The organism is Phycisphaeraceae bacterium (assembly GCA_020639155.1).
Taxonomy (GTDB): domain Bacteria; phylum Planctomycetota; class Phycisphaerae; order Phycisphaerales; family UBA1924; genus JACKHF01.
Genome location: JACKHF010000001.1, coordinates 1,636,630 through 1,661,421 on the forward strand (window position 1 = coordinate 1,636,630; position 24,792 = coordinate 1,661,421).

Consider the following 24,792-nt stretch of genomic DNA (forward strand, 5'->3'; position numbering starts at 1 on the left):
TGTTTATGCCGATGACACTTTGCCCTTGACGGGGATGTTCTTCTGGAACCGCCTGCCCTCGCGTTCGGGCTTTGCCATGAGTCTGCCAGCGAACCGATAGTTGCCCTCGCCGAGCAGATCGTGCAATGTTTTTGCGAGTTCTGGTGTCGGACGCACACGCCAGCCCTTTGCCATCTCGATCGGCACGGGGCGCTCGCGCTGGGGTATCGATACGAATACGCGCACGCTGCACGGCGTGAATGGATCGTCTTCAACTGGGTTCGCAACCGAGTCGATCGCGTTCGCTTTCAGTCCTGCATGCACCTGCTCCATTGCCCTCATGTCAACTGAGCCGGTGTCCGAGCCGAACAGGATGTCGATCGACGTTGCACGTTCGAGCGGCATCATGTCGAGCGTGAGCACACGATCGACGATCAGTTGCGGCCCTCCACGCGACAGGTCGATGTCGCCGAGGAAGAACACGAGTTCGTCCTCTTTCAGCAGATGTTCGTACCGAACATACGCATCGGAAAACACGACACACTCGCACGTTGAGCACCCGTCCTCGAATGTGACGATCGCCATTTTCTGGCCTGCGCTCTGTCCCTTGCGGATCACCAGCGTGCGGATCGACTGGCAAGACCCTGCGAGCAGCACACGCGCACCCTGCCCCTTGCCATCGAGTTCGTCCGTGCGACTGGTCGACAGGGCGCGAATCCACGGCTTCCACTGTTCGAGCGGATGGCTCGACACGAAGAACCCGATCGTGTCCTTCTCCTTTTCGAGCGATTCCTTCTCTGTCCATGGCGTGACCGCGTCGAGCGGTGTCTCGGTGACAGTTGGATCTTGTGATTCCTCGCCACCACCAAACAGCCCGCCCTGGCCGGATGCCTTGTCCGCTGCGAGCGACTGCCCCGCGCTGATGGCGCGCGGGAGTGTTGCGATCATCGCTGCTCGATCTTCTCTTGTGTGGACAGAGTCGAACGCGCCGCACTTGATCAGCGATTCGATGGTTGATTTGTTCACCGACATCTGAGGCACGCGCTCGCAGAAATCGAAGAGCGATGTGAACGGGCCTCGCTCGTTGCGATCGGTGACGATGGCTTCGATTGCCTTTTCGCCCGCGCCCTTGATCGCTTGCATACCGAACCGGATGTGCCCGCTGGACGCTGATGGTGTTTCATCCGAGTCGTACACCACAGTAAACCCGGGTCCGCTCTTGTTTACATCCGGCGGCTTCACATCAATGCCGGTGCGGATGATTGTGCCCGTTGCGGGGTCGATGGATCGCGTCTTGCGCGTGTCTTCGAGGTACGGCATCCAGTCCGCGACGCGCTGGGCCTGCGACTCGTACGTCAGGAACGCAGCCATGTACTGTGCGGGGAAGTATGTTTTCAGATACGCTGTCTGGTACGCGACGATCGCGTACCCGGTCGAGTGCGATTTGTTGAAGCCGTACCCAGCGAACTTGAGGATCAACTCGAACAGATCTTCTGCGCGCTTCTTTTCGAGTCCCTGCTTCTGCGCACCCTCGACAAACTTGGGACGTTCGGCGTTGATGATCGCTTCTTTTTTCTTCGAGATCGCTTTGATGAGCGAGTACGCAGCACGCAGCGGGATGCCGCCGAGCTCGTGCACGATCTGCATCACCTGCTCCTGGTACACCATGATCCCGTAGGTCTCGTTGGTGAATCTGTCGACGATCTCATGCACCTGTGGCACGTCCTGCTGCTCGTGCTTGCGCGCGTTGTAGTCGGGGATCAGGTCCATCGGACCGGGACGGAAGAGCGCGTTTGCAGCGATGAGGTCTTCCAGCCTGTCTGGCTTCATCTCGACGAGCAGTCTGCGCATGCCGCCCGATTCAAACTGGAACACGCCGGTCGTGTCGCCCCGCTGGAACACAGAGAAGACATGGGGATCGTCGTATGTCAGTCGATCGAGATCGAGCGGGTCTGGTCCATTATCATCGCGTGTTCTGCCGACCGCTGCAAAGATGGCATCCTCGGGGAGTGTTTCACGGATGTTGCGCTTTGCCTGCTCGATCACGCTCAGCGTGCGCAGGCCGAGGAAGTCCATCTTCAGCAAACCGACCTTCTCGCATGTCGGGCCATCCCATTGTGTGACGATCTCGTGCTCAGCTGCGCCGGATTGTTTATAGAGTGGCACGATCTCGTGCAACGGACGCGTCGCAACGATCACGCCCGCAGCGTGGACCGACGCGTGGCGCGCCTGCCCCTCCATCACACGCGCATTGTCGATGAGTTGCCTGATCGTGCGACCATCAACGTGGTCTTCTGGACGAAGATCGGCGTTCAGCTTTGTGATCGCGTTTGATTCACCGCGCGCAACCGCTGCAAAGTCGGGTTCCTGCTCGATTGCGCCATCAAGAGTGATGTTGAGCTGCTCGGGTATCAGCTTTGCAACACGATCAGCGACCGGGAGTGATATCTCCAGCACACGCGCGACATCACGGATCGCAGCACGGGCTTTCAGTGTTCCGAACGTGATGATCTGCGCGACATGTCCGTACTTCTGGCGGACATACTCGATGACGTTGCCGCGACCGTCCTGGCACAGATCGATATCGATATCGGGATACTCGGCACGATCAGGGTCGGTGAATCGCTCGAATAGCAGCGAGTATCTGACAGGGCATGCGTTGGACAGTCCGAGCACGTACCCGACCATGGTGCCGACGCCCGAGCCACGAGCGAGCGACGGAATGCCCTTCTGGCGTCCCCAGTTCACAAAGTCCCACACAATCAGGAAGTACGCGCTGATGAGCTTGTCCGCGAGGATTTTCAGCTCACGATTCAGGCGCGCCCACGTGTCAAATCCGGTGATGTCGTTCTCGTCGGCCAGCTTCGCACGCGCTGTGTCGGCAGCGTCCTCGCCCTGGATGAGATCGTGCTTGTGGTTCAAAATGTCGGTGCCGTAGCGCCAGACCATGCCGGCTTCTGCGAGCAGACGGAGCGCCTTGTCGCACTCGTCTTTCAGGACCATGGGATCGGTTGTGTCGGTCGTCGCGTCGAACGGGAGGAGTTCGAAGTGTGCGCAGTACGCTTTGTACCACGCGGTTAGATCGCCAGCGAACGACGCATCATCGAACTTTGGCAGTTTCTTCGCATTATCGATCTTTACTCGAACGACTGGCGCGTGGTTCGCGCCGAACGTCACTTCCGCGTTGCATCGCTCGCCGATCGAGACGGTGTTGTTGAGTGCTTCGATGCCTGCTTCGCCGTAGGTGTCGTTGTTGTATTCGCTTGCGCCGAAGATGTCCCACATCTCATCGGGAGACTTGACGTAGAGCTCCTCGGGATAGTGGAACCGATTCGGATCCTGCTTCGTCTTGCCCATCGAGATGCAGATGAGCGTGTCGTGGGCATCGTGGTCGGTTGATCTGAGAAAGTGCGCGTCGTTGTCGCACACAAGCGGGATGTTGCACTCACGCGCGAGCCTGATAGTGTGCGGATTGATCGAGTTCTGCTCGTTGATGTGGTGCTGGAGCTCGCAGAAGAATCGCGGCCCAGTGCCTTCATCTACGAACAGATCGCGATGCCATGTAGCGCTCTCGACAGCGAGTTCCCACTTTCCATTGTCCGCGCGTGATTCATCACCGCCCGCGTTTTCGACGGATCGCTGGTACGCGAGCAGATGCTCGCCGATCTCGCTGCCGAGGTGACCATTGATTGCAATCAATCCTGAATGATGTTGTGCGAGAAGTTCGCGATCGATGCGTGGTTTGTAGTAGAACCCCGTGAGATACGCTTGCGAGCACAGGTAGAGCAGGTTCTCCCATCCCGTCTGGTTCTCAGCAAGTAGCACAAGGTGATATCCGCCGTCGGAAATGCCGGTGTGCGTGCGATCGCTGCGCGGCCGGCCCGGGGCGCAGACGTATGCCTCGACACCGAGGATCGGCTTGATGCCCTCGGCCTTTGCCTTGGTAACGAACTGCGCTGCCGCGTGCAGATTACCGTGGTCGGTGATCGCGACCGAGTTCATACCGAGTTCTTTGACCCGCTTGACGAGCTTGTCGATGCGGTTGCCACCGTCGAGCAGCGAGTACTCGGAGTGCAGGTGCAGGTGGACAAACGAGCGTGGTTGTGTGTCGGATTCGGTCGGCATTGGTGTGTCTCAACGGGTCGAGAGACAGCATATCCAAACACCGAACGAACGCCAAGTTTTTCAACGGAATCCGTCTTAACTGCCTTGTATTGGCAGCTTCTCAACAATCAGAAGTTTCTCTCGCGATCTGTAATGCTTGCTGCTCTGCTCGTGTGAGTGTCCGCACAATATGGTGGGAAAGGGTTGTTCTGCTTGCTGCAAGTGCTGCTGCTGTCTGCGGTAACGAGCCCGCCCACCCATACCGATCGCGCAGCAGCGTTGCGCGCTCGTCGCTCAACCCCTTTCGTTCTGCTGGTTTGAGATCGACAACCATGCGAACACGAGGATCAGGCTCAAGCCACGCCTGCCACGGGCAGATCGATCGCGTCCAGTCGTTGATAGACGTGCCGGTGGACAGTGCTCGCTGGGCTTTGGACGCGTCGGCAGCGGGGATGCGCTGGGTCCACTCCTTTGCAAGACGTGTGATCGCGAGTCCGATCGGTGCTGCGAGTCTGCCGCCACGCGATGGATTGTGCGTTGCGACTGCGTGTGCCACCGTGTGGATGACCTGCAATGTCATCGGTTTCAGAAGAGAGACGGGGAGTGACACGATGTTCTGCTCAAACTGCTGATCGAGTGTTGCAAGCGCCAGCCCGAGTTCCATCGAAACCAGCAATGCGCGGACGCGTGCGATAGCTCTGAGCAATGTCTCGGCTTCATCGACTGACTCAGCCTTGGGTCTGGTTGTGCTGAGAGAAGCGATGACTCCGGTTGCGCTGATCATCAACTGGGTATGGAGTGTTGTGACCGTTTTCTCGTTGGATGCCTTTGGCGGGTCGGTTGCGCGTGCTTGCGCAAGCAGAAGTGCAAGATCGGTCGATGGCGCGCTTCCAAGCCCCGGGAGCGACACATGTGCAAGATTGGCAGCAGCATCAGGTTTTTTTTTCGCATCCAGATGGAGATCAACTGTCTTCAGCCGCTCAGCGCGCTCGACGAGGATTAGCCGATGGATACTTGTTGATGTGCGTCTGAAATGGGCTGCGATGTTGCGCACCGGGATGCCCATTGACCAGGCGCGATACGCGATCTGCCTGCGCCGATCGGGAGAATGCCAACCGTTCTGAAATATCGCGTTCTCGGTTTCCTCATTGCGAAGCAGAAGCTGTCTGATGCCCTCGTGGCTTCTCTTGAGTTCCTCGGCGATCGACTTTGCAGCTGTGTTGAGCGATACTCCATGAGACGCATGCAATTGCTTTGCTTTCTCAAAGATCTCGGTCCTGCAGTTGTCATTAAACCGAGAGAACGCCTTCGCATCTGTGAGCAGCGATGCGTGCTGCTGTTCGAATCGATCCACAACCGAAGGCAGGAACATGAGGACGGATCTGTCCTTCTCGTCGAGCACGCGGCGTGCGGTCAACCCCTTGCGCCGCAGGCGCTCGATCGTTTTTCGCGAGACGTTCCATCGCGACGCAAGTTCATCAAGCCCGATCGGAGAAGGTGATACATCGTCGCAACGGATCTTCGCTGCTTTGCTCAGATGTTCGCACAATGCGCTCAGATCGTGCAGCACATCTGCACCAAGGCAGTTGCGGATCTCGCCCGAGTGGTGCTCGGGTCTGTACCCGGTGACCTTGAAGATGAGCCACTCGTCCGGATATTCGCGATCGTCCTCGATGTCGGGCGCGAGGGCTTCCGCGTTTGCAAGCTGACGCATCAATGTCGCTCGTGGCGCGAACCGGAGCTCCTTCACCAGTTCGGCGAGCACTGGCGTGCGGATTGTCGGGAGCGGTGGCATACGCGCAGATCGTATCAGGACACGACACACATCGATCGGATCTTCGCTGCATCGACCCAGCACAGTGACTGGTCGGCTGAGCGATCAACAAGCCCGCGCGCGTGTGCCTTCTCGATGAACAATCGGGCAGCTTCTTGCTCCCTGTTTCCGACGCTGTACCGAAGCATGCGCCCGAGATAGTTTCGTGCCAGCTCGATATCCCAGCCGAATGAGTGTGCGTGTTGCTGGGCAACCCAGTCGAGTCGGGTGGTGTTATGCCTGCGTTGCCGATCAAGCAGTGCGCACGCGCTGAGTATTGCGGGATCATCTGTTCGGTCACGTGGGCACATCCACGTTGCGTAGACAAACGAGAGCCCGGTCAGGTTCTTCCATGTCTCGCCGAGGTCGAGCTGGTGGATGTATCTTCCTTCGGGCAGGTGTGCGCACACAACCTTGTCGCCGATGAGCAGCAAGGATTCCGGCCAGAGCGATGCCGATACGCGATCTGCATCGCCATCGTGCTCGATGCCTTCGCGCGCGTCGTACGGAACAATGATGGGGGAGATGGCGTGGAGTTCATTCAGCAGCACGCGCGCGAGCGCGACGGATGTGTGGCTTTCCACATCGGCGTGCAGTGTTGTGATTTGATCGATCGGGACATCGGAGAACAGACGCACTGTCATCGTGGGACCATCAGACCCGATCATGCCGACGGGGAGCTGCGCCATTGGTGTCGGCAGACGTGCCGCATCAATGACAGACACCAGACCGAGGTCCGCTTCGCCCGATGCAACCATTGCGCCAATGCGTGATGGTGTTGTAGCGACCAGTTCGATCATCTCTGTGTTATGAGCGAACACGTCCAATCCCTCGATAAGCGGGAGTGTGTTGAGATACCGAACGCACGCGATCCGGACGGGTGTCATGCCGTCATCCTCCCAATAGGCTCTGCCAGCACGTGTCATACGCTGTCGAGAATGCCCGGTTCATCTGCAATCTGACCAAAATACAAGGGGTTGATCCCCAGAGCAGCGTAGGCATTCGGCCACCGTGATACCCTGTGTCCATGCCACACGCTGGAGCACTGGTCATCATTGGTGGAGGCGGGCACGCAGTTGTCGTGCTGGAAGCTGCAAAGCTGAACGCTGTACGCGTCTTCGGGTTCTATGACGATGACCCAACTGCACCACTGAATCATGGCGAGCTTTCTGCTAGTTGGCTCGGGACGATGCACGATGTTGCCTCCGCTGCGGGGCAGAGCTACATCCTCGGTGTCGGTGATATTGCACTGCGACAAACGCTGATGCGCCAGCTCGATCGAATTTCTATTATGCCGACGACGATTATTCATCCGTCTGCGCAGGTAGCGCATTCCGCGATCATTGAGCCCGGTGTGTACGTTGGACCACAATGCGTTGTCCACGCACGTGCACGCGTTGACGCCCACGCGATTATCAACTCCGGCGCAATCATCGAGCATGATTGCGAGATCGGCGTGAATACTCACATTGGACCGCGTGCGTGCATCGGAGGCGGTGTGCATGTAGGTGACAACACGCTCATTGGGCTTGGTGCATCGATCATTCCCGGCATATCAGTTGGATCGGATTGCACGATCGGTGCCGGGGCGGTTGTAATTCGCGATGTGCCTGTTGGATCGACCGTGGTTGGTGTTCCCGCAAAGCCGATCCACCATTCGCAGCCGATTGATTGAGCATTTTTCTCACATTGTGCGGTTTTTCAGCGACATTTGCATAGCGATCGTGATCCCGGGGATATATTGCGCTGGGCTGATGCGCTCTGTCGGAGCCTGCAACACCAAACAACCGATAGATGATGGGGCAGATCGGGCACGTGCCCTTCGAAACGGGAGGAACTCATGAACCACAGATCAGTTGTCAGCATGCTTTCGGTTGGTGTTCTGCTTGGATGTGCCGGGACAGCGTGCGCACAGAACAGTCTGTTCAACTTCAATGTTAACGCGACAAACATGTCCGGTCTGATGCTCAATGCGGGCGGCTCATCCATGCCCGATCTGATCGAGGACCTCATCGACACGCAAGGACAGTTCAGCTCGTTTGCGGGTGTGCCGTTCAGCGCAGGGCTGACATACGCTGGCGTGCAGAACGCTGCGGTATTCACACTCAACGGGTCCGCAACACAGGCAACGCTCACGTTCCCCATTCTTGGTGCGGGGGCGCCAGTGCGCACATTTGATGCAACCAACGGCGACCTGAGCGATCAACTCCAGGATTACTTTTTAAAAGATGCGCCGTCTGACATTGAGGATTTTCTACAAGCAGTAGCGCGCGAGTCTGTGCTCGCAGTGACCGATGGCAACCCCAGTTCAACCACTGCGCGCATGGCGCGTTTCGCGTACGACCGATTCGGCATGTGGGCGGATGTTCCGTGGGCGCAGGCGCCGAACCCCGTCGAGATCGAGAATATCCCGCAGCAGAACCCGGGAACAAACCCGCGCCCCGCGGGGGCGGATCCGCTCGCGGTTGTTGTTGTCGACGAGCGTCACAACTTCGGCACGCGTTCCCGGTTCCGGTTTGATGTATCGGGCGGCGTGATCGACACCGACACAGCAGACGGTGGCACAGCGAGCTTTGATCCGTCGTTCGAGTATCGGTTCAATGAAAACGTGGGACTGATCATCGGCACACCCCTCGCATACCATCGTGTCGAGGGCGCGAACGTGTTTAACTTTGGTGTCCATCTCGGGCTGCCGATTGCGCTTGCACGCCCGGAGAACGGCAAGGGGATCTCGTGGCAGGTCACGCCGTCGGTGCTCGCTGCGGGTTCGGCATCCTACGACTTTGCAGCCGGTGCGCTGCTGACGGGGTATGGGATCACGAATCTCGTAACCTATTCGTCTGGCAATGAGGCTGGCGACTGGGGTGCGAGCATCATCGCACATTACTCCGGATACAACTCCCAGAAGATCTCGTACGACGACTACGAGTTTGATTCAGGCGTTGATCAGCAGATCTTCCGTGCTGGCGGACGAGTGACATACAACGCGACAAGCCAGTGGATGTTCTACGGCGGCGCCGCGTACACCGACTTCATCGAGGATGCAGCGATCGACAACTACATCTCGCCCGAGGGTGGTGTTGCGATTCGCGGTGAGGGCGGCAACTTCAACCTGCGATTTGGATATCAGGGCGACCTGGGCGACGGGTACACATCGCATCAGTTGCGATTCGTTGCCGACTGGCGGTACTGATCTCACTTTGACTTGTTGCACACGTATCAACGCCCAGAGATTGCAATCCCTGGGTTTTTTATTGCTTTGAGGTGAACGTGTTGAGACGTTTGCGGGCTTTGCGAAACGCAGCACCTATCGCGCACACGATTGCGCACATCACGATCGAGATTGTTCCGATCGAAGCGATCGCTGGCCTCCATTCGATCTCAGGCGAAACATTTGTATTCGATCCATCAGCGGATCGGCCGATGGCGACCTTCCATGTGTCTGGAATCCCCGGTGATGTCCATTCGGGTTCCTGATCGACAAGCCACGCGCATCGCAGGAACGGGAACGGAAATCCCGACGATCGCATGACCATAACGTTGTGACCAGAGCGATCACTGAGTGCATATTCAGCATCCCAGATAGATTGCCACTGGGATGTCGTAAGCGGTGATGTTCTGACTGGTTGGTCATGGTATTGATTGTAATAGTTAAACCTAAACTTATCAGGTCGGATTTGGATCGGAGACTGGTATTCTATATGGGTTGAATGAGAAATGCAGTACCACGATCCAGCCCATCCCCGCTCGATAGACCACACCATTTCGTCGTCAGGCGCTCGATACATATGGTCCTTTGCAACCTGCCAGAGGTAGTAGCTGGGTCTTGATTGTTGCGAGTGGATGGCAAATGCGATAATCTGGATTAACACGCTGCACGCAATACTTCCTGCAATGGTGAGTCCAAGGTACGCGCAGGACTTTGGCATAAATGCGCTCTGAACCGACTCAAGGAGTGATCTTGTGTTTCTGATCTGTGTTGCAGTGCCACACTCCGGGCACTGTGTCATTGCGTGGTCAAGTTTGTACCCGCACGAGATGCACTTTTCTTTGCGCATCCTCATGCGTCGCAGGATCAATCGTTTCAACTTTCTCAGTGTCCAGAAGATCGTTGTGATAGCAAGCGAAGTAGCCGCAATAGATCCAATAGCATGAATCCATTTGATCTCCGGGATAATGAAGTTCTGCTTGGTTGTAGAGGGCTGCTTTGATGTTGATGTTCCGATCCAGAGCATCCACGAGTCCGGGAGTGTCTTTGTGTTCCAGTCGGGCTCATCATCCACAAGCCACGCACATCGCAGAAACGGGAACGGAAATCCGGATTCACGGATGAGAACGTCGGATGTCGTATCCGCGTCCACATCTTCTTCGATGGCATCCCAGATACCCTGTTTGAGTTTGTCGAGTCTTCGGATATCAATCGGTGGGGTGTCAACTTGCTTGATTGCGTACTCAGTGTCATCTGTTCCATAGGCTTCCATTGAACGGTAAGCGCCATCGCCAAAATAAATGAACCCATCTGCCCACAGCGCAGGGCCGGAGATGCAGTACGTCGCGCCGAGCAGGTTCCGCTTCTGCGACCACGCGATCTTGTTGTCCGCTGATCGATGGGTCATGTACTCCGTTGACTGCCACAGCATGTAGTCGGGCTGCCAGTTGTGCGAGTGCGCAAGATAAATTCCCATCTGCACAGCGATCGCAGCAGCGACATACAGAACGATACGAGAAATGTGTCTCAGATACTTCATCCGTTACGAGATCCAGATGAGTATCAGAAGCATGGGAAGTATTCGTGTTCCCACAATACTGAGGGCTCTCTACTAACACAAAGCTGTTCGAGCGGGTTTCCAGCCCGCCTGAGATTATATAGAAGTACGGGCAGGATGCCTGTGCGTTCTATGTCGGCGCTGCGTACGCCGATCTCACTAAGTGCGCTGCGATCGACAACTACATCTCGCCCGAGGGCGGTGTTGCGATTCGCGGCGAGGGCGGCAACTTCAACCTGCGCTTCGGATATCAGGGTGACCTCGGCGACGGGTACACATCGCACCAGTTGCGATTCGTTGCCGACTGGCGGTACTAAGAGTACAGGTTAGCACTCGATAGTTTTTCTTAGCGATGTGTTGATCCGATGGAGAACCGCCACACTCTGGGCATTGGTCTTGGTCCAGCAGTGCGGAGTACCCGCAATGCTTGCATCTGCCTCGTTCGAGGTAGATATGTGATCTTATATTTAGAAGAACAAAGCGCGCACTACATATTGCTGCATAGAAAACTCCTGCGATTGACAAAACTGATCCGATCCCAGGCACAATCGCGATTTCGGGCAGGGCAACTTTGTTTGATCTGGAAGCAAGTGTGTTCTGCGCATGACCAAATACCATCTTCCACGACGCAGGCATGGTTGTGCTAGCGTACCAGTCTGGTGGCTCATCTATAAGCCAACCGGATCGCAGGAATGGGAAAGGGAAGCCGGAAACGCGCATCACTATCGCAGAGTGTTGAGAGTACACATCCCTTTCGTGCTCAACATCCCATGTATTGTTCCAGCGTGCAGTTGAGATTGGTGGTGTAGCCACTCGTAGCGAAGCGTATACTGGATCATCAAGAAACGCTGGAGGCATGAATCCAAATACATCGCATCCTCTGTGAGTCAAGGAACCATCTGGTTCGTCGTAAGCCGGACCAGAAATACAATACCACGAGCCAAGCCAGCTACGTTGTCGCGACCATGCGAGTTCGTTGTCTGCGGATCGGTACATGTGATAAGTTGCAGTATGCCATAGTCCAAAGCTCGGCAACCGCTCCTTTGAGTGAGCGCGGTAGACCACTGTTTGAACTGCTATTGCAACAACAACACAGAGGAAGAGGCCGGGAATGTGTCTCAGATACTTCATGCTTCACGAGATCCAGATGAGTATCAGAAGCATGGGAAGTATTCGTGTTCCCACAATACTGAGGGCTCTCCACTAACACAAAGCTGTTCGAGCGGGCTTCCAGCCCGCCTGAGATTATCTAGAAACCCGGGCAAGATGCCCGCGCCACTGGAGGTGGTTTTCATTCTCTTGACTGATGAGTTAGCTCACACTCATCGTCGGCGCGCTCGGTTTCATCTCTGCGAGCGCAACCTGATTCTCAAGATTCGTCACGAGTGTTTCGAGCGCATCATTGAGTGCGGTCTTGCCAGCAAAGTTTGCTGACGGATTGCCATTGTCCGAGTTCTCGCGCAATGCCATGGTGATGGGAATGCCGCCAAGGTATGGCACGTTGGTTCGTTGCGCCATCAGCTGCGCGCCGCCTGAGCCGAAGATGTCGTAGTGCTTGCCGTCGTCGCCAATGAAGACGTTCATGTTCTCGACAACGCCGAGGATGTCGATGCCGAGTTGCTGGAACATGCGCAGCGCGCGCTGGGCATCGTCGAGCGCGACGCGCTGCGGCGTACACACGATCACTGCGCCGCGCGTGCGGAGTGTCTGCGCCATGGTCAGCGCGATGTCGCCCGTGCCCGGCGGAAGATCGACGATGAGATAATCGAGCTCGCCCCACGAGGTCTGTTCGGTGAGTTGCTTGAACGCGCCGTGCGCCATCGGGCCGCGCCAGATGAGAGGCTTGTCCGAATCGACGAGCTTGCCGATGGTGATCGCTTTGATGCCATGGACATTGAACGGCTGGAGCATTCCCTCGATCGCGACCTGGTCCATCGCGTCAAGCCCGAGCATCGTGGGAAGTGACGGGCCGTAGATGTCTCCGTCGAGCAGCCCGACCGCATGCCCGCGCTTGGCGAGTCCGACAGCGAGATTGACACTGACGGTGGACTTTCCAACGCCGCCCTTGCCCGCACCGACAGCGATGATGTGTTTCACGTTGGCGAGCGGTTGCGCGCTGGATTGCGGTGAGCCCGAGCGCAACCCACCGATCGGTCTGTGTCCGTCGCCTTGCTGCTCAGTGGATTGCTGCTGTGTGCCGCGTTGACGGAACGTGACAGCGTCAATAACGGTCCCCTGATGATCGACAAACTCGACAAGAAGTTGTGCGATCGGCGCACTCATTGCGATAGCTGCGCCGGTGACAGCGCGATCAACACCCGCGGCAATCGACGCGCGCGCAGACGATGCGATGCCATCCGGCAGATGCACCTTCACGCTCGCGTGCCCGTCGCAGATCGCTGCCCATTCCACGGAGCCGATTTTGTCGAGCGTTGCATCAGTGCCCGGCACTTTCACTCGGCGTGCTGCTGCGATGATCTGTTCTTTTCCAAAGCTCATTGGCTCATTGTCCGCACGATCGGGCAGGTTTTCGAGGGTTGCGATGTGCTTTGAAGGGGTTTCGTGCAATCGGCTCGTACACTCTACCAAACAGATCGCGACAAGAACGCTGTGGAGGGAACTGTTGTGCCCGAATGGGTGATCGAGATTCTGCTTGCGACAGTGCTGGGCATCACGTCACTCATCGGTGCGGTGCTGGCGCTTGTTGGCATTCCCCCGGGGATCTGGGTTGCGGTCGTAATGGCGATCGGGCTTGCTGCATATGACACATCGATCATGCCGTGGTCCGCAGCCATCGCGTCGCTTGTGCTTGCTGGCGCGGGCGAAGTGATTGAACTGCTGTCGGGCGCTGTCGGTGCGAAGAAGGCGGGTGCGAGCAAGTCCGGCGCGTTTGTTGCGATGCTTGGCGGGATTGCTGGCGCAATCGTGGGTTCGTTCGTATTCCCGATCATCGGCACCATCATCGGGGGTCTGCTCGGCGCGTGGGCTGGCGCTGTTGTGGTGGAAAAGGGTGTGAAGTCGCAGGACTGGAAAGCTGCGAACAAGGCTGGCATGGGAGCAGCCATCGGCAGACTGCTTTCCACTATTGCCAAGGCAGTTCTTGCTGTTATCGTTGGTGTGATTCTGGTTATCGCGGTCCTGACAACCTGACAACTGCCTCAAAACCGCATCAGATCAGCATCTTTGGCGCTCCTGCCCATGTATAAATCAGACGATCCTCGTGCTCGCACCGATAGACGTTCAGGCACGCACGACATCTCCTCTTCGTGAAAGCACACACAATGGCCAAAGCCAGATCACCGCGTTCCTCCGTTTCAAAGACGACCAAGGGCCCGAAGTACTTCGTGATCGACACGAACGTACTCCTGCACAATCCGGAGTCGCTGTTTGTCTTTGAGGAGAACCACGTCGTCATCCCGTTCCCCGTCATCGAGGAGATCGACTCGATGAAACGGCGTGAGGACGATGTGGGGCGTAATGCGCGACACGCGATCCGTTTTCTCGATCGGCTGCGCACACTCGGCACAATCACCGAGGGTGTCAGTCTCAGCCTGCTCGATCCGGCAACGCTGCGCGGCTTCCAAGGCTCGATCCGTGGCGAGGGCACGGTGCGCATCGACGTGAACAAGTACGACCGCCCCGAGGCGATCGCAGCGGACAAGGCGGACAACCTCATCATCGCGGTCGCATGGCATCTGTATCAGCAGGGCAAGCCCGCGGTGTTCGTGTCGAAGGATCTCGGCGCGCGCATCAAAAGTGATGCGCTCGGGATTCCGACCGAGGATTTCGAGAACGAGAAGGTTGATGCCGATCGGATGTATACGGGATACATCACGGTGAACACCGAAGACGAGCTGATTGATGAGCTCTACGCCGATCGTCTGCTCGAACTCGATCGACTCTCGGAGCACCTGGCCACCAAGGCTTCCGATGGCAGCAAGTACACACGCGAGGTGCATCCGAACGAGTACGTTGTTCTGAAGGACGCAGCCGACGAGAGCCACACTGGGCTCTCGCGCAGACTCGCAGATTCGCCGCACATCATGCCGATCACGAGTCCGCGCAAGCCGGTCTCTGGTATTCTGCCTCGCAATGTCCAGCAGACAATGGCGCTCGATCTCCTGATGGATGACGACATCCGCTTGGTGACGCTGCTCGGTGGCGCGGGCACGGGCAAGACGCTGCTCGCGCTCGCAGCGGGCATGTGGAAGGTGTTCAACGAGAAGTCCTACGACAAGCTGCTCGTCGCGCGCCCGATCATGCCGATGGGGCGCGACATCGGGTATCTGCCCGGCGACAAGGACGAAAAGCTCGGCGCGTGGATGCAGCCGATCTTTGATAACCTCGAGTACCTGCTCTCGACGCGAGGTTCGCCGTTGCAGGCTGCCGAGAGTCACACCGCAGAACAGCGCATCAAGAAACTGATGGCTGACGGCCAGTTGGTGCTTGAGCCGCTTACGTACATCCGCGGGCGCTCCATCCCGCATCAGTTCATGGTCGTCGACGAGGCGCAGAACCTCACGCCGCACGAGGTCAAGACCATCATCTCGCGCACGGGCGAGGGATCGAAGATCGTGCTGACGGGCGACATCGAGCAGATTGACAACCCGTACCTCGATCAGTCGTCCAACGGCTTGTCGTACTGCGTCGAGAAGATGAAGGGCGCACGCCTGTTCGGGCATGTGACGCTGCTCAAGTCGGAACGCTCGGATCTTGCGAGCCTCGCCATCGAACGGTTGTGATTGAGTGTTTGGTTGAGTCACGCCCTCCGGGTGTGAGATGGTCCTGTCCGCTGTGGATGGTCTGCAATGCAACCAGCAGTGCTGATGCGTTGCTGTATTGGTGGGGCGGGCATCTTGCCCGCCGTTCGTTGCATCTCAAGCGGGCTGGAAGCCCGCTCCACCGACATAACATGCACGCATGGAATCTATCACACTCCGTCCCGCGACGAAAGACGATGCCGAGTTCATCCGCGAGAACCTGTGCTTTCTCGCGGAAACCGAGGGCAGGCCCGGCGCAGCGAAGATCACAGCGGAACGAATACATGAAGTGCTGTTTGGTGATAATCCACCAGCAACGTGCCAGATTGTGATGGACGCGGCCCAATCGATCGGTCACGTGTGGTATTTCTTTACCGTGCCGACGTTCAGTGGTGTGCCCGTGCTGTTCCTTGAGGACATCGTGATCCGTCCCGAATACCGATCCAGGGGCGCTGGTGCATGTGTGATGGAACTTCTCACGCAGATCGCGCGCGACGCAGGCTGCGACCGCATGTTCTGGCATGTTGTATCAAACAACGATGCAGCGATTCGGTTCTACGAACGCCTCGGCGCATCGCGCGTCGAGGGTGTGGAGACGTACTGGATGAGTTTGGATAGTGTATGATTTTTGCAAAAAGGTTATATATAGATACTGCAGTGTGGGATTGCTTTCATTATCGCTTCTATCGCATTCTTGTTCTTTGCTGCTGGCGAATCCGTGAGCCACAGTCCGGTCAGGTTGGCTAGTCCCTTGAGCGGCTCGATGTCACTGACGGCCGTGCCATCGAGCCACAGCATGTTCAGGTTATCCAGCCCCTCGAATGGCTCGATGTCGCCGACGGCTGTGCGCGAGAGGGACAGCGTGGTCAGGCTGGTCAGGTGCGCGAGCGGCTCGATGTTGCCGACAGATGTGTCGTCGAACCACAACTCGGTCAGGTTATCCAACGTCTTGAGCGGCTCGATGTTGCCGACGGCGGTGTTGTCGAGGGACAGCGTGGTCAGGCTGGTCAGGTGCGCGAGCGGCTCTATGTTACTGACGGCGGTGCCGCCGAGGGACAGCGAGGTGAGGCTGGTCAGGTGCGCGAGCGGCTCGATGTTACTGACGGCGGTGCCGTTGAGGGACAGCGTGGTCAGGCTGGTCAGGTGCGCGAGCGGCTCGATGTTACTAACGGCTGTGTAGTCGAGCCACAGTGAGGTCAAGCTGGTCAGGCCGATCAGGCAATCGATGGTCGTAACTTCTGCGTTAACTAGATCAAGCTCAGTCAGTTCTTTGGCCAGCATCGCATCTGTCAGTTCGTCTGGCGATACCTTGAGCGCCAGCGCAGCGGCATCTCTGACAATGCGCGCATCCTTCGTTGCGCCGGTGAGGATAGCTTGTCGTGCGTGGCGCGAACGGTCTTGGAGCGCGCGTGCAGATGCTGATTTCACAACCTTCTGTTCTGCTGTATCACCCGTGGTTGGCATGTCCTTGTGCTGATCTGCGGACGAACCATCGAGATCGAGTGCGAGCAGAAGACGCAGCCATTGGTCCGCAAGCAATGGCGCAAAGTCCTTGAAGTTCACCTGTGTGGCAAAGGCTGCGTATGCTTTCGGAAGATTTTCTCCCAGATGGTCCTTCGGCGATTCATTGTGCCAATGCCAGCGCGGTGCCTGATTGAGCATCGCTTCCGTTACGTCTTCAGCACTGTCTGGTGAACGCAGCAACTCTGCCCATGATGTCATAAACCGTTCCATCCTGAGCGTGCCTTGGAGCGAGACGATGTGCCTGATTGGTGGATACATCGGTTCGAGCAGGTCCGAAAGAAGCCGCGCAGGCTTGGTTGCTTGCTGCTCGTTATGCTCATCCTCGTGTGATTCTCTGATCACCTCTTTCGTTGTTGCGGGTTTCTGCTCAGCGCGCTCCTTGGCGATCCGTGCGCTTTCAAGCGACTCCAGAGAATCAAGTCTGTGCTGGATGAAGTACTGTTTCATCCCCTGAGCGATGGCGAGTGCTTCGGTTTGTGCGTGCGATTCGGCCCCTGCGTCATGTCCGTGCCGGACGGTTTCGCGTTTGATGACAGGCGATCGTTCCTGCAAGACGCTGTACAACTGACCGGCACCCTTCATCACAGCGCCGTTGAACACGCGCTTGATCTCGCGAGGATTCCTTTCAGCGTGTGAGAGGATGTAATCTCTGAAGAGCTTCCGGGCCTCGGGCGCCAATGCGAGCTTGTCCCACACGTCGTGCCCGTCCGTGAGATGGTCAAAGAACCTTTGTGAGTTATCCTCGTTCGCATCGAGGGTCACTTCGACCTGAAACATCTTGGCGAGATATCGCTTTGGATCGACATCTGCGATGCCATCCGCTGTGTAGATCGTCTTGACGAGCTGCGTGACAACGCGTCGGTCAACACCGATGACGAACACAATCTGTGGGATGCGCAGGTAGAGCTTCAGCGCTTCCAGCACCTGCAGTGCCACGCGCGGCAGGCAACGATCGAGATCGTCGATAAACACCACAAGGCGTTTGTCCTTGCCGATCGTGCTCTTGATCCACTCTGACAGCGAATCCTCGAAATGGTTGAGGAATGGTTTGTCAGGCTCGTTTGCTGCCTTGAACTCTTCAATGACGCCACGTGCTGCACCGAGTGTGACCTTTGCTTTGCCCGTTGCGTCTGTGCCCGCGGAAAGCTCGATTGAGTCGAGCACGCGCAAACACGACTTGCCAAGAAATCCTCCGAACCGACGGATTGCTGCGGTGACGGTCTGCGCGTCGCAGTTGGCGACCATGATGGTCTCACGGATGACTTCCGCGATAATCCCGCGCAGCACATCATCGCTGGTCTGGTATTTCCACGGATAGAACCACACGCAGTGTGTCTGGATGAAGTGGTCCTTTGCGAGTTTCTTGTCTTTGATAAGCTGCTTGCCTGTGGTTGCTGTCCATGTGTCGAGTGCGCTTTTCAGCCATTCCATTGCCGTGGTCTTGCCTGATCCCCACGCTCCATAAATAACAGCTGCAAGCGGCAGCTGGGTCTCGTGATGGCGGATCATGTCAAAGAGTGGGCCGATCTGCGGCACGAGATCATCGCTGAGGATTGGCTGCTTGCCAAGCTCCTTTGTTTCTGCTCGCAGCGTGTTGGCAGGCTCGTCAGATACGGCAGAGGCCACGGGCACGCGCCCGATCAGTGCGTGGGCAGGATCGGCCACAGGAGTGGCTGGTTGCTTTGATGACCGTGTTTCTTTGCGGCCTGCCATATGTTATATTAGACCGCCCGCCCAAGTCAGACTTAGATCAATCAACTTGCTTTAGTTGCTGTCCGAATCCTTGTCCTTCTTCCGACGTTCCTCGCGTTTGCGGTCGGATTCTTCGAGCAGGCGTTTGCGAAGGCGCACGCTTGTTGGCGTGATCTCGACGAGTTCGTCGTCCTCGACATACTCGATCGCTTCTTCGAGCGACAACTTGCGCGCACCCTTGAGCACCACAGTCGCTTCCTTCGACGCGACGCGGATGTTGCTGAGCGCCTTGAGTCTGCAGATGTTCACTGTCAGGTCGTTGTCGCGGCAGTGCTCGCCGACGATCTGGCCCTTGTACACAGCATCGCCCGGCGTGACGAACAGCACGCCGCGATCTGCGAGCAGCTCGGCCGCGTGACTGGTGACGCTGCCGGTCTCGGTCGAGATCAGCACGCCAGCGTCGCGCACACTCTGCGATGCGCGCATCGGCACATAGTTCGAGTACCGATGGTGCATAATGCCTTCGCCTTGTGTCGCGGTGAGCACGCGCGAGCGGAGCCCGATCAGTGCGCGCGACGTGATCTCGAACACAAGATGGGTAATCGTGTCGCCGCGAGGCTCCATCTTGATCATCTCGCCCTTGCGCGCGCCGATGAGCTCCATGACCTTGCCGACGTGGTGGTTGGGCACATCGACAACGAGCTCTTCGACGGGCTCGCTCACCACGCCGTCGATCTCCTTGAGGATGACGTGCGGCTTGCCGATGGAGAGTTCGAACCCTTCGCGGCGCATGGTCTCGATCAGAATGCCCAGATGCAGCGTGCCGCGACCCGCGACAAGAAACTCATCGGCGGTGTTGCCGGATTCCCAACGCATCGCGACATTCTTCTCGGTTTCCTTGTCGAGACGATCGCGGATTTGCCGGCTGGTGAGGTATTTGCCCTCTTTGCCCGAAAACGGCGAGTCGTTGATGCGGAACAGCATTGTCATCGTCGGCTCGTCGACCTTGACGGGCGGGAGCGCAACAGGATTGCTGATATCTGCGAGTGTGTTTCCAATGTCGACGCCTTCGATCCCAAATACAGCACACAGATCGCCCGCGTAGATCTCCTCTGCCTCAACGCGACCGAGCCCGGAGAACTGCATGAGCTGCCCGATGCGCACGTCCTTGCGTGTGCCATCGCGATGGATCATCGCGACACGCTGTCCCTTGCGGATGGTGCCAGCGAACACGCGACCGATGCCGATGCGTCCGACAAACTCGGAATAGTCGAGTGTTGTGACGAGCATCTGCAATGGTGCGTTCGCATCAAACTTTGGCGCAGGAATCTCTTCGACGATCGCTTCAAGGATCGGTCGAAGATCGGTCCCGGGTTCTCTCCAGTCGTTGGACGCCCATCCCTCGCGCGCCGATGCGTAGATCGTGCGGAAGTCGAGCGCGATGTCCTCGGCGCCGAGCTCTACAAGCAGATCGAACACCTCATGCACGACATCATCCGGACGTGCGCCGGGTCGGTCGCACTTGTTTACAACGACGAGCGGTTTCAGGCCGAACTCAAGGGCTTTGCCCAGCACGAACTTTGTCTGTGGCATGGGACCATCAAATGCGTCGACGAGCATCAGGCACCCGTCGGCCATGCGCAGCACACGCTCGACCTCGCCGCCAAAATCCGCGTGGCCAGGCGTGTCGATGATATTGATGCGGATCTCTTCGCCATCGAGCGTGTGGTAAACGATCGCGCAGTTCTTTGACAGGATTGTAATTCCGCGTTCTCGCTCGAGCGGATTAGAATCCATGATGAGGTTGTGCTGGCCGCCCGCGAGCTTGTCGAGCTCGCCCGCGCGGAACATGCCCGATTGTTTCAGCAATCCGTCGACCAGTGTTGTCTTGCCGTGGTCGACGTGCGCGATGATTGCGACGTTGCGAATGCCTGCGTGCGCATGAGCGGTCGCGGTGGATGACAATGATGACTCAGGCTGACCCATGTTCGGCCAGTCTCCTTGCAAACGGGCGAAAGTTAAACCAACGAGTGGACGCGAGAAATCGTAGCTGCAATCAATGAAAAGTCAGGTCTTTGTCAGGAAAGCTCATCGAAACGAAACAAAACACAAGGAAATACCGGGCTGTTATGTGCCGTTGTGTTGCTGTTCTGCGTCGTTCTGGCCCGTAGATGTGAACTCGGTGGAAAGAAACGTCACGCCGTCCTTTCGGATAAGCCCAGCAGGCTGACCAATCTGTTCGAGTGTTGCCAGCAGTTCATCATCTGAGAGAATCTTCACGTGCTCGTTGATGTCACTTGAGGTGTGGATGACGCGATATGGTGCGCGTTGCTGTGCTGTGTTGGTTTCGGCAAGAGAAGAGTTGTTGTTTGCAGCAGTGCGGTTGTCTCCAGCTGGGACAGATTTCTGTGTGTTCGGCCAGAGTGCAACTGTGACCGCGCTGAGAAGTATGACGGGAATAACTGCTAAGGCTGTCTGGATCGCTTTGCGCTTGCGCACGCCGTGTGTTAGCGCTCGCTGCAGATCGGGAAAAAGCTCTGCCTTGCGGGTGTGTGCAGCATTCGACATTGGCTGATCGAGCAGCGTAAGTGAATCGGTGTTGTCGTTGTTGTGTGACATATCAAATCCTCTCTGTCGGTATCTCAATCCACTCTGTCCGTAACTGCTTCCTTCATTTGCTCGCCAATCTTCTCGACAGCACGACGTATCCTGCCGTGCGCGGCACCCTTCGTGATGCCGAGGCTCTCGGCGGTGCTCTGCAGTGTCAGGTCCTTGTCAAAGCGGAGGACGAGCGCGATCGCGTCCTCATCTTTCAGTAGTTTCATTGATTGCTGGAGTTGTGCGACGAGATCGGGTGATGCTGCATGATGCGCCGATCGGTGCTCTGCCGATGCGGATTCGCGTTTTTTTCGTCGTTTGTCTGCTTTGATATGGTCGAGTGCTTTTCTGCACACAACGCGGCCCAGCCATGCAGCAAACTGTGCCTCGCACTCGACCTTTGGCGGTTTCTTCGCAAGCACGAGCATGGAATCTTGCACAACATCAAGACAGAAGGACTCGTCAAACTTTGTCAAGCGCATCGTCATCGCGAGCGCCCTGTCAAACCACGTTGAGTACACCGTCGCAAGCGCTGCCTGATCACCGTGCCGCATGCGCGCGAGCAAGCCAGCGATAGATTCGCTGGCCGCGGGCGGTGTTTGGGCGGCTGTTTCCAGAGACTGCTCGTGCGTGTCTTGTGCGAGAAGAGATGCTTGCCAATCACGCAAGCACACGGCTGCTGGTGGTGTGTGCAGCGCCGTGTGCTCGCGGATCAGAGTGTGTGTGATCTGTGTCGTAATAAGCCTCGCATGCGGTTACTTCAATCTGCCGCTGCCCTGATTATTGCCTGAACGCTCAGCTTCCACGTTTGTTCGCAGATTCGGGTCGCCAGCCTGAACGCGCTTCAGCAGGGAGAGTAGCTCGATCATCAGATTCTGGTCCTTCTCGGACGCAGAGACAAGGAGCGAGTTTCGCCGCTGGTCGAATGTGACCTCGCCGCGACCATGCGTTGCATTGTGGAAGAACGATGCGATCTGTTCGCTGAACTGGGAGAGATTGCCAACCGTGTAGATGCTGACGGATGTTTGTGGCTGCGATGTATTCATCTGGTCGGCAAGCACCATCTCACGGGTCACAAGCTGACGTTCGATGTCGTCAATATTGGCGTCGATGGAGTTGATACGATCCAGGAGAGCATCCAGATCCACTTGACGTCGATGGTGTTCAACCATCAATCTGTCATCGTTTGGCTCTGCTGCCATTCTTTCAGAAATGCTCTGAATACTTGTTTCGAGTTCATTGGCTTTGACAAAGGCGTCTCTTCGTTGTGCTTCCAGCGCGGCTTTTTCTGCGTTGAGTTCTACAACGATTGCTTTATGTTCGATGATTTCATCGAACTGCTGGCGCTGCTTGATAAGATCTCGTGCCATTTCACTGAACACACGCTCAGCGATGTTCAGTTGATCCGTCGATCCAACCAGCAGCAGCATGCCGGATTCGGGGTGATATGCCATCTCGGGTTCGGGGAGATTCTCGCCGGTTGAATCTTTCCATGCCTTTGCGGACAGTACCATCGCACTGTGCAACGACTGCATGATGTTGTCAATACTCATCGAGGCGTTTTGAAAATCGTCATATTTTCTGGGTGGTGTCGTCAGATCACGCAGTGAGAGCACTCGTGTTGTTCGTCCGACCGGGAACACATTCTCCTCGTTTGCTTCACTTTGCGCCTTGGCAGGGTTGATCACATCCCTGCGTGCGATCTCAAAGATGGGCGCACCTCGTGTGTCGCCATTTTCATCGATGTCTTCCTTTAATCGCACAAGTATCTGTAGACTGGTCAAGCCCTTTGGCGGTCTTGCAACATCCGCTGGTCGATACTCGCCTTCGACAACTGCGTCCAGCGCGTTTGAAATCGTGACGTTGCGGAGAGAGATCGCAGGCAGGAGCACGTGCTCTGCGTCGCCCCGTACGATGTAGTTGAATGGTTCGGGTGCAACAGCGACTCCAATTGTTTCAAGAAAATCGCCAATTGTGCCGCCCTTGAACTCGACATTGAGCAGACCATCGCGTGTCTTTCCGGTTGTTGCAGATCTGCTTTGTGGATCGTGCTGTGCAAGCGCGGTGCTGGGAAGTGCAGCACCGACGCACATCATCGCACAGATTGCGGTGACGAATCGGGTCTGACTGCGAGTGGGTGTTGGACGAAAAATCTCTGCCATGGGTGTTCTCCTGAGTGATATGAGGAAGGCACAGACTGAACGACGCCGGTAGCAACACGTGGCGCATAGACCGAGCAACAAATACACCCGGATTTGCGTTTGCAATCTGTTCGGACTACTATCGCGGCTCAGCACCTCACATACTGCCCGATCGCGTCGTTCGGGCGAGTGATTGTGTGAAAAACACAGAGCTCATATGCATTTCGATTCTCACAACGCTGTTATTGATGATCTTGATTCGAGGATTACCACGATCAGGGAATCGCTTGGCTGCGAGGCGAAGCAGGAGAAGCTCAAGGAACTCGAAGCAAAGATGGGCGACCCGACATTCTGGGACGATCAGGATAAAGCCAGAGCTGTTGTGAGTGAGCTGAAGATTATCAAGGCGCAGATCACCCCCATTAACGATGTTACGTCGCGATTCGAGGATGCAAGACTCGCATACGAGATGTCGAAGGAGGCAGGTGATCAGGATCTTCTTGCCGAAGCAGATGAGCAGTTGCATCAGCTTGTTGCAGAGATGGAGAAGGTCGAGTTGCAGTCGCTGCTGTCGGGCAAGCACGATCATCGCGATTGCTTCTTTACAATCAGCGCTGGCGATGGTGGGACAGAAGCCAATGACTGGGCTGAGATGCTGTTCCGCATGTACATGTACTATTTTGACCAGATGGGTTGGAAGGTCGAAGAAGTCGCGCTGAACTACGGCACAGAGGTTGGTATCGATCATGTGACGCTGCACATCAAGGGCCCGTTCGCGTTTGGGTATCTCTCGTGTGAGCGTGGAACGCATCGGCTTGCACGTGTCAGCCCGTTCAACGCGCAGGGCAAACGCCAGACGAGCTTTGCAACGGTGGACGTGACACCCGAGTTCGAGGAAACAAGCATCGAGATCCCAGACAAGGATCTGGAGATCACGCCGTTCGTTCGTGCGTCGGGGCCTGGCGGCCAGAACGTGAATAAAGTCGCCAGCGCAATCAGGCTGGTACATATCCCAACTGGCATCATGGTTGTGGCATCTACCTACCGCGACCAGCCACAGAACAAGAAGCAGGCGATGAGCGTTCTGATGGCAAAGCTCGAGCAGATTGAGGAAGAGAAGCGGGCGGCCGAGCTCAAGGACGCGACCGGCGGCGATGTGTCCCGTGGATGGGGCACGCAGATTCGTAGCTATGTCCTGTACGACAATCGGGTGAAGGACCATCGCACTGGGTATGAGGCCAACCCCACGACTGTGCTGAATGGCGACGTTGCTGGGTTCATCGATGCTGAGTTGAAACGCCGGCGATCAAAGAAGAACTGACAAGCACAACCCAAACGGGAACCGATCGGGCTGGAGCCGCCTTTCCTGTCTTATTGATCGGGAACAATCTGCGAGTGACGGCAGATTGTGGTAT

16 protein-coding genes are annotated in these 24,792 nt (G+C 56.9%); 6 read left to right on the top strand and 10 right to left on the bottom strand.

Features of this window, described 5'->3' with window-relative positions:
* Positions 1-3: 3 nt before the first annotated feature.
* From dnaE to H6815_06925, 3 genes are all read right to left on the bottom strand, one after another.
* A complete protein-coding gene (gene dnaE / locus H6815_06915) occupies positions 4-4,104 on the bottom strand; it encodes a DNA polymerase III subunit alpha (GenBank protein ID MCB9860170.1) in 4,101 nt (1,366 codons plus the stop codon).
* A 100-nt stretch (positions 4,105-4,204) separates the two neighbouring features.
* On the bottom strand, positions 4,205-5,878 hold the full coding sequence (locus tag H6815_06920) for a hypothetical protein (GenBank protein ID MCB9860171.1): 1,674 nt from the start codon (positions 5,876-5,878) through the stop codon (positions 4,205-4,207).
* A 14-nt stretch (positions 5,879-5,892) separates the two neighbouring features.
* Positions 5,893-6,783 carry a menaquinone biosynthesis protein gene (locus tag H6815_06925; GenBank protein ID MCB9860172.1) on the bottom strand — a complete coding sequence of 297 codons (891 nt, stop codon included), beginning with the start codon at positions 6,781-6,783 and terminating at the stop codon, positions 5,893-5,895.
* Positions 6,784-6,923: 140 nt separating this feature from the next.
* Here H6815_06925 and H6815_06930 point away from each other — a divergent pair, with 140 nt between their 5' ends.
* Both H6815_06930 and H6815_06935 read left to right on the top strand, forming a co-directional pair.
* Positions 6,924-7,571, top strand: a complete 648-nt coding sequence (locus H6815_06930; GenBank protein MCB9860173.1) for an acetyltransferase — start codon at positions 6,924-6,926, stop codon at positions 7,569-7,571.
* Positions 7,572-7,736: 165 nt separating this feature from the next.
* On the top strand, positions 7,737-9,089 hold the full coding sequence (locus tag H6815_06935; GenBank protein ID MCB9860174.1) for a hypothetical protein: 1,353 nt from the start codon (positions 7,737-7,739) through the stop codon (positions 9,087-9,089).
* Positions 9,090-9,147: 58 nt separating this feature from the next.
* On the opposite strand, the gene H6815_06940 is transcribed toward H6815_06935, so the two are convergent.
* Both H6815_06940 and H6815_06945 read right to left on the bottom strand, forming a co-directional pair.
* Positions 9,148-10,644 (bottom strand): hypothetical protein, encoded by a 1,497-nt coding sequence (locus tag H6815_06940; protein ID MCB9860175.1) that lies wholly within the window; start codon positions 10,642-10,644, stop codon positions 9,148-9,150.
* Positions 10,645-11,973: 1,329 nt separating this feature from the next.
* Positions 11,974-13,230, bottom strand: coding sequence for an Mrp/NBP35 family ATP-binding protein (locus H6815_06945; protein ID MCB9860176.1), 1,257 nt, complete (start codon positions 13,228-13,230; stop codon positions 11,974-11,976).
* On the opposite strand from H6815_06945, the gene H6815_06950 reads away from it, so the two are divergent.
* From H6815_06950 to H6815_06960, 3 genes are all read left to right on the top strand, one after another.
* On the top strand, positions 13,225-13,812 hold the full coding sequence (locus H6815_06950; GenBank protein MCB9860177.1) for a DUF456 domain-containing protein: 588 nt from the start codon (positions 13,225-13,227) through the stop codon (positions 13,810-13,812). The two genes, H6815_06945 and H6815_06950, sit on opposite strands and share 6 nt — an antisense overlap.
* Positions 13,813-13,943: 131 nt before the next feature.
* Positions 13,944-15,404: a PhoH family protein gene (locus tag H6815_06955; protein MCB9860178.1), complete on the top strand. Its 1,461-nt coding sequence runs from the start codon at positions 13,944-13,946 to the stop codon at positions 15,402-15,404.
* Positions 15,405-15,582: 178 nt separating this feature from the next.
* Positions 15,583-16,047 (top strand): GNAT family N-acetyltransferase, encoded by a 465-nt coding sequence (locus tag H6815_06960; protein MCB9860179.1) that lies wholly within the window; start codon positions 15,583-15,585, stop codon positions 16,045-16,047.
* A gap of 14 nt (positions 16,048-16,061) precedes the next feature.
* Here the strand turns inward: H6815_06960 and H6815_06965 are convergent, their stop codons facing one another.
* The 5 genes from H6815_06965 to H6815_06985 form a co-directional block, all read right to left on the bottom strand.
* On the bottom strand, positions 16,062-18,659 hold the full coding sequence (locus H6815_06965) for a hypothetical protein (GenBank protein ID MCB9860180.1): 2,598 nt from the start codon (positions 18,657-18,659) through the stop codon (positions 16,062-16,064).
* A gap of 51 nt (positions 18,660-18,710) precedes the next feature.
* Positions 18,711-20,624 carry a translational GTPase TypA gene (gene typA / locus H6815_06970; GenBank protein ID MCB9860181.1) on the bottom strand — a complete coding sequence of 638 codons (1,914 nt, stop codon included), beginning with the start codon at positions 20,622-20,624 and terminating at the stop codon, positions 18,711-18,713.
* A 141-nt stretch (positions 20,625-20,765) separates the two neighbouring features.
* Positions 20,766-21,257 (bottom strand): hypothetical protein, encoded by a 492-nt coding sequence (locus H6815_06975; protein ID MCB9860182.1) that lies wholly within the window; start codon positions 21,255-21,257, stop codon positions 20,766-20,768.
* Positions 21,258-21,280: 23 nt separating this feature from the next.
* Positions 21,281-21,904: a sigma-70 family RNA polymerase sigma factor gene (locus H6815_06980; protein MCB9860183.1), complete on the bottom strand. Its 624-nt coding sequence runs from the start codon at positions 21,902-21,904 to the stop codon at positions 21,281-21,283.
* Between the two features lie 87 nt (positions 21,905-21,991).
* The gene (locus H6815_06985) at positions 21,992-23,398 is read right to left on the bottom strand and encodes a hypothetical protein (protein ID MCB9860184.1); all 1,407 of its coding nucleotides are present in this window, start codon (positions 23,396-23,398) and stop codon (positions 21,992-21,994) included.
* Between the two features lie 196 nt (positions 23,399-23,594).
* On the opposite strand from H6815_06985, the gene prfB reads away from it, so the two are divergent.
* Positions 23,595-24,698 carry a peptide chain release factor 2 gene (gene prfB, locus H6815_06990; protein MCB9860185.1) on the top strand — a complete coding sequence of 368 codons (1,104 nt, stop codon included), beginning with the start codon at positions 23,595-23,597 and terminating at the stop codon, positions 24,696-24,698.
* The last annotated feature ends 94 nt before the right edge of the window (positions 24,699-24,792 follow it).

Excerpts from the sequence above, each read along its gene's own strand:
- dnaE (MCB9860170.1), bottom strand. The coding sequence starts at position 4,104 with ATGCCGACCGAATCCGACACACAACCACGCTCGTTTGTCCACCTGCAC.
- H6815_06920 (MCB9860171.1), bottom strand. The coding sequence starts at position 5,878 with ATGCCACCGCTCCCGACAATCCGCACGCCAGTGCTCGCCGAACTGGTG.
- H6815_06925 (MCB9860172.1), bottom strand. The coding sequence starts at position 6,783 with ATGACACCCGTCCGGATCGCGTGCGTTCGGTATCTCAACACACTCCCG.
- H6815_06930 (MCB9860173.1), top strand. The coding sequence starts at position 6,924 with ATGCCACACGCTGGAGCACTGGTCATCATTGGTGGAGGCGGGCACGCA.
- H6815_06935 (MCB9860174.1), top strand. The coding sequence starts at position 7,737 with ATGAACCACAGATCAGTTGTCAGCATGCTTTCGGTTGGTGTTCTGCTT.
- H6815_06940 (MCB9860175.1), bottom strand. The coding sequence starts at position 10,644 with ATGAAGTATCTGAGACACATTTCTCGTATCGTTCTGTATGTCGCTGCT.
- H6815_06955 (MCB9860178.1), top strand. The coding sequence starts at position 13,944 with ATGGCCAAAGCCAGATCACCGCGTTCCTCCGTTTCAAAGACGACCAAG.
- H6815_06960 (MCB9860179.1), top strand. The coding sequence starts at position 15,583 with ATGGAATCTATCACACTCCGTCCCGCGACGAAAGACGATGCCGAGTTC.
- H6815_06965 (MCB9860180.1), bottom strand. The coding sequence starts at position 18,659 with ATGGCAGGCCGCAAAGAAACACGGTCATCAAAGCAACCAGCCACTCCT.
- typA (MCB9860181.1), bottom strand. The coding sequence starts at position 20,624 with ATGGGTCAGCCTGAGTCATCATTGTCATCCACCGCGACCGCTCATGCG.
- H6815_06975 (MCB9860182.1), bottom strand. The coding sequence starts at position 21,257 with ATGTCACACAACAACGACAACACCGATTCACTTACGCTGCTCGATCAG.
- H6815_06985 (MCB9860184.1), bottom strand. The coding sequence starts at position 23,398 with ATGGCAGAGATTTTTCGTCCAACACCCACTCGCAGTCAGACCCGATTC.
- prfB (MCB9860185.1), top strand. The coding sequence starts at position 23,595 with ATGCATTTCGATTCTCACAACGCTGTTATTGATGATCTTGATTCGAGG.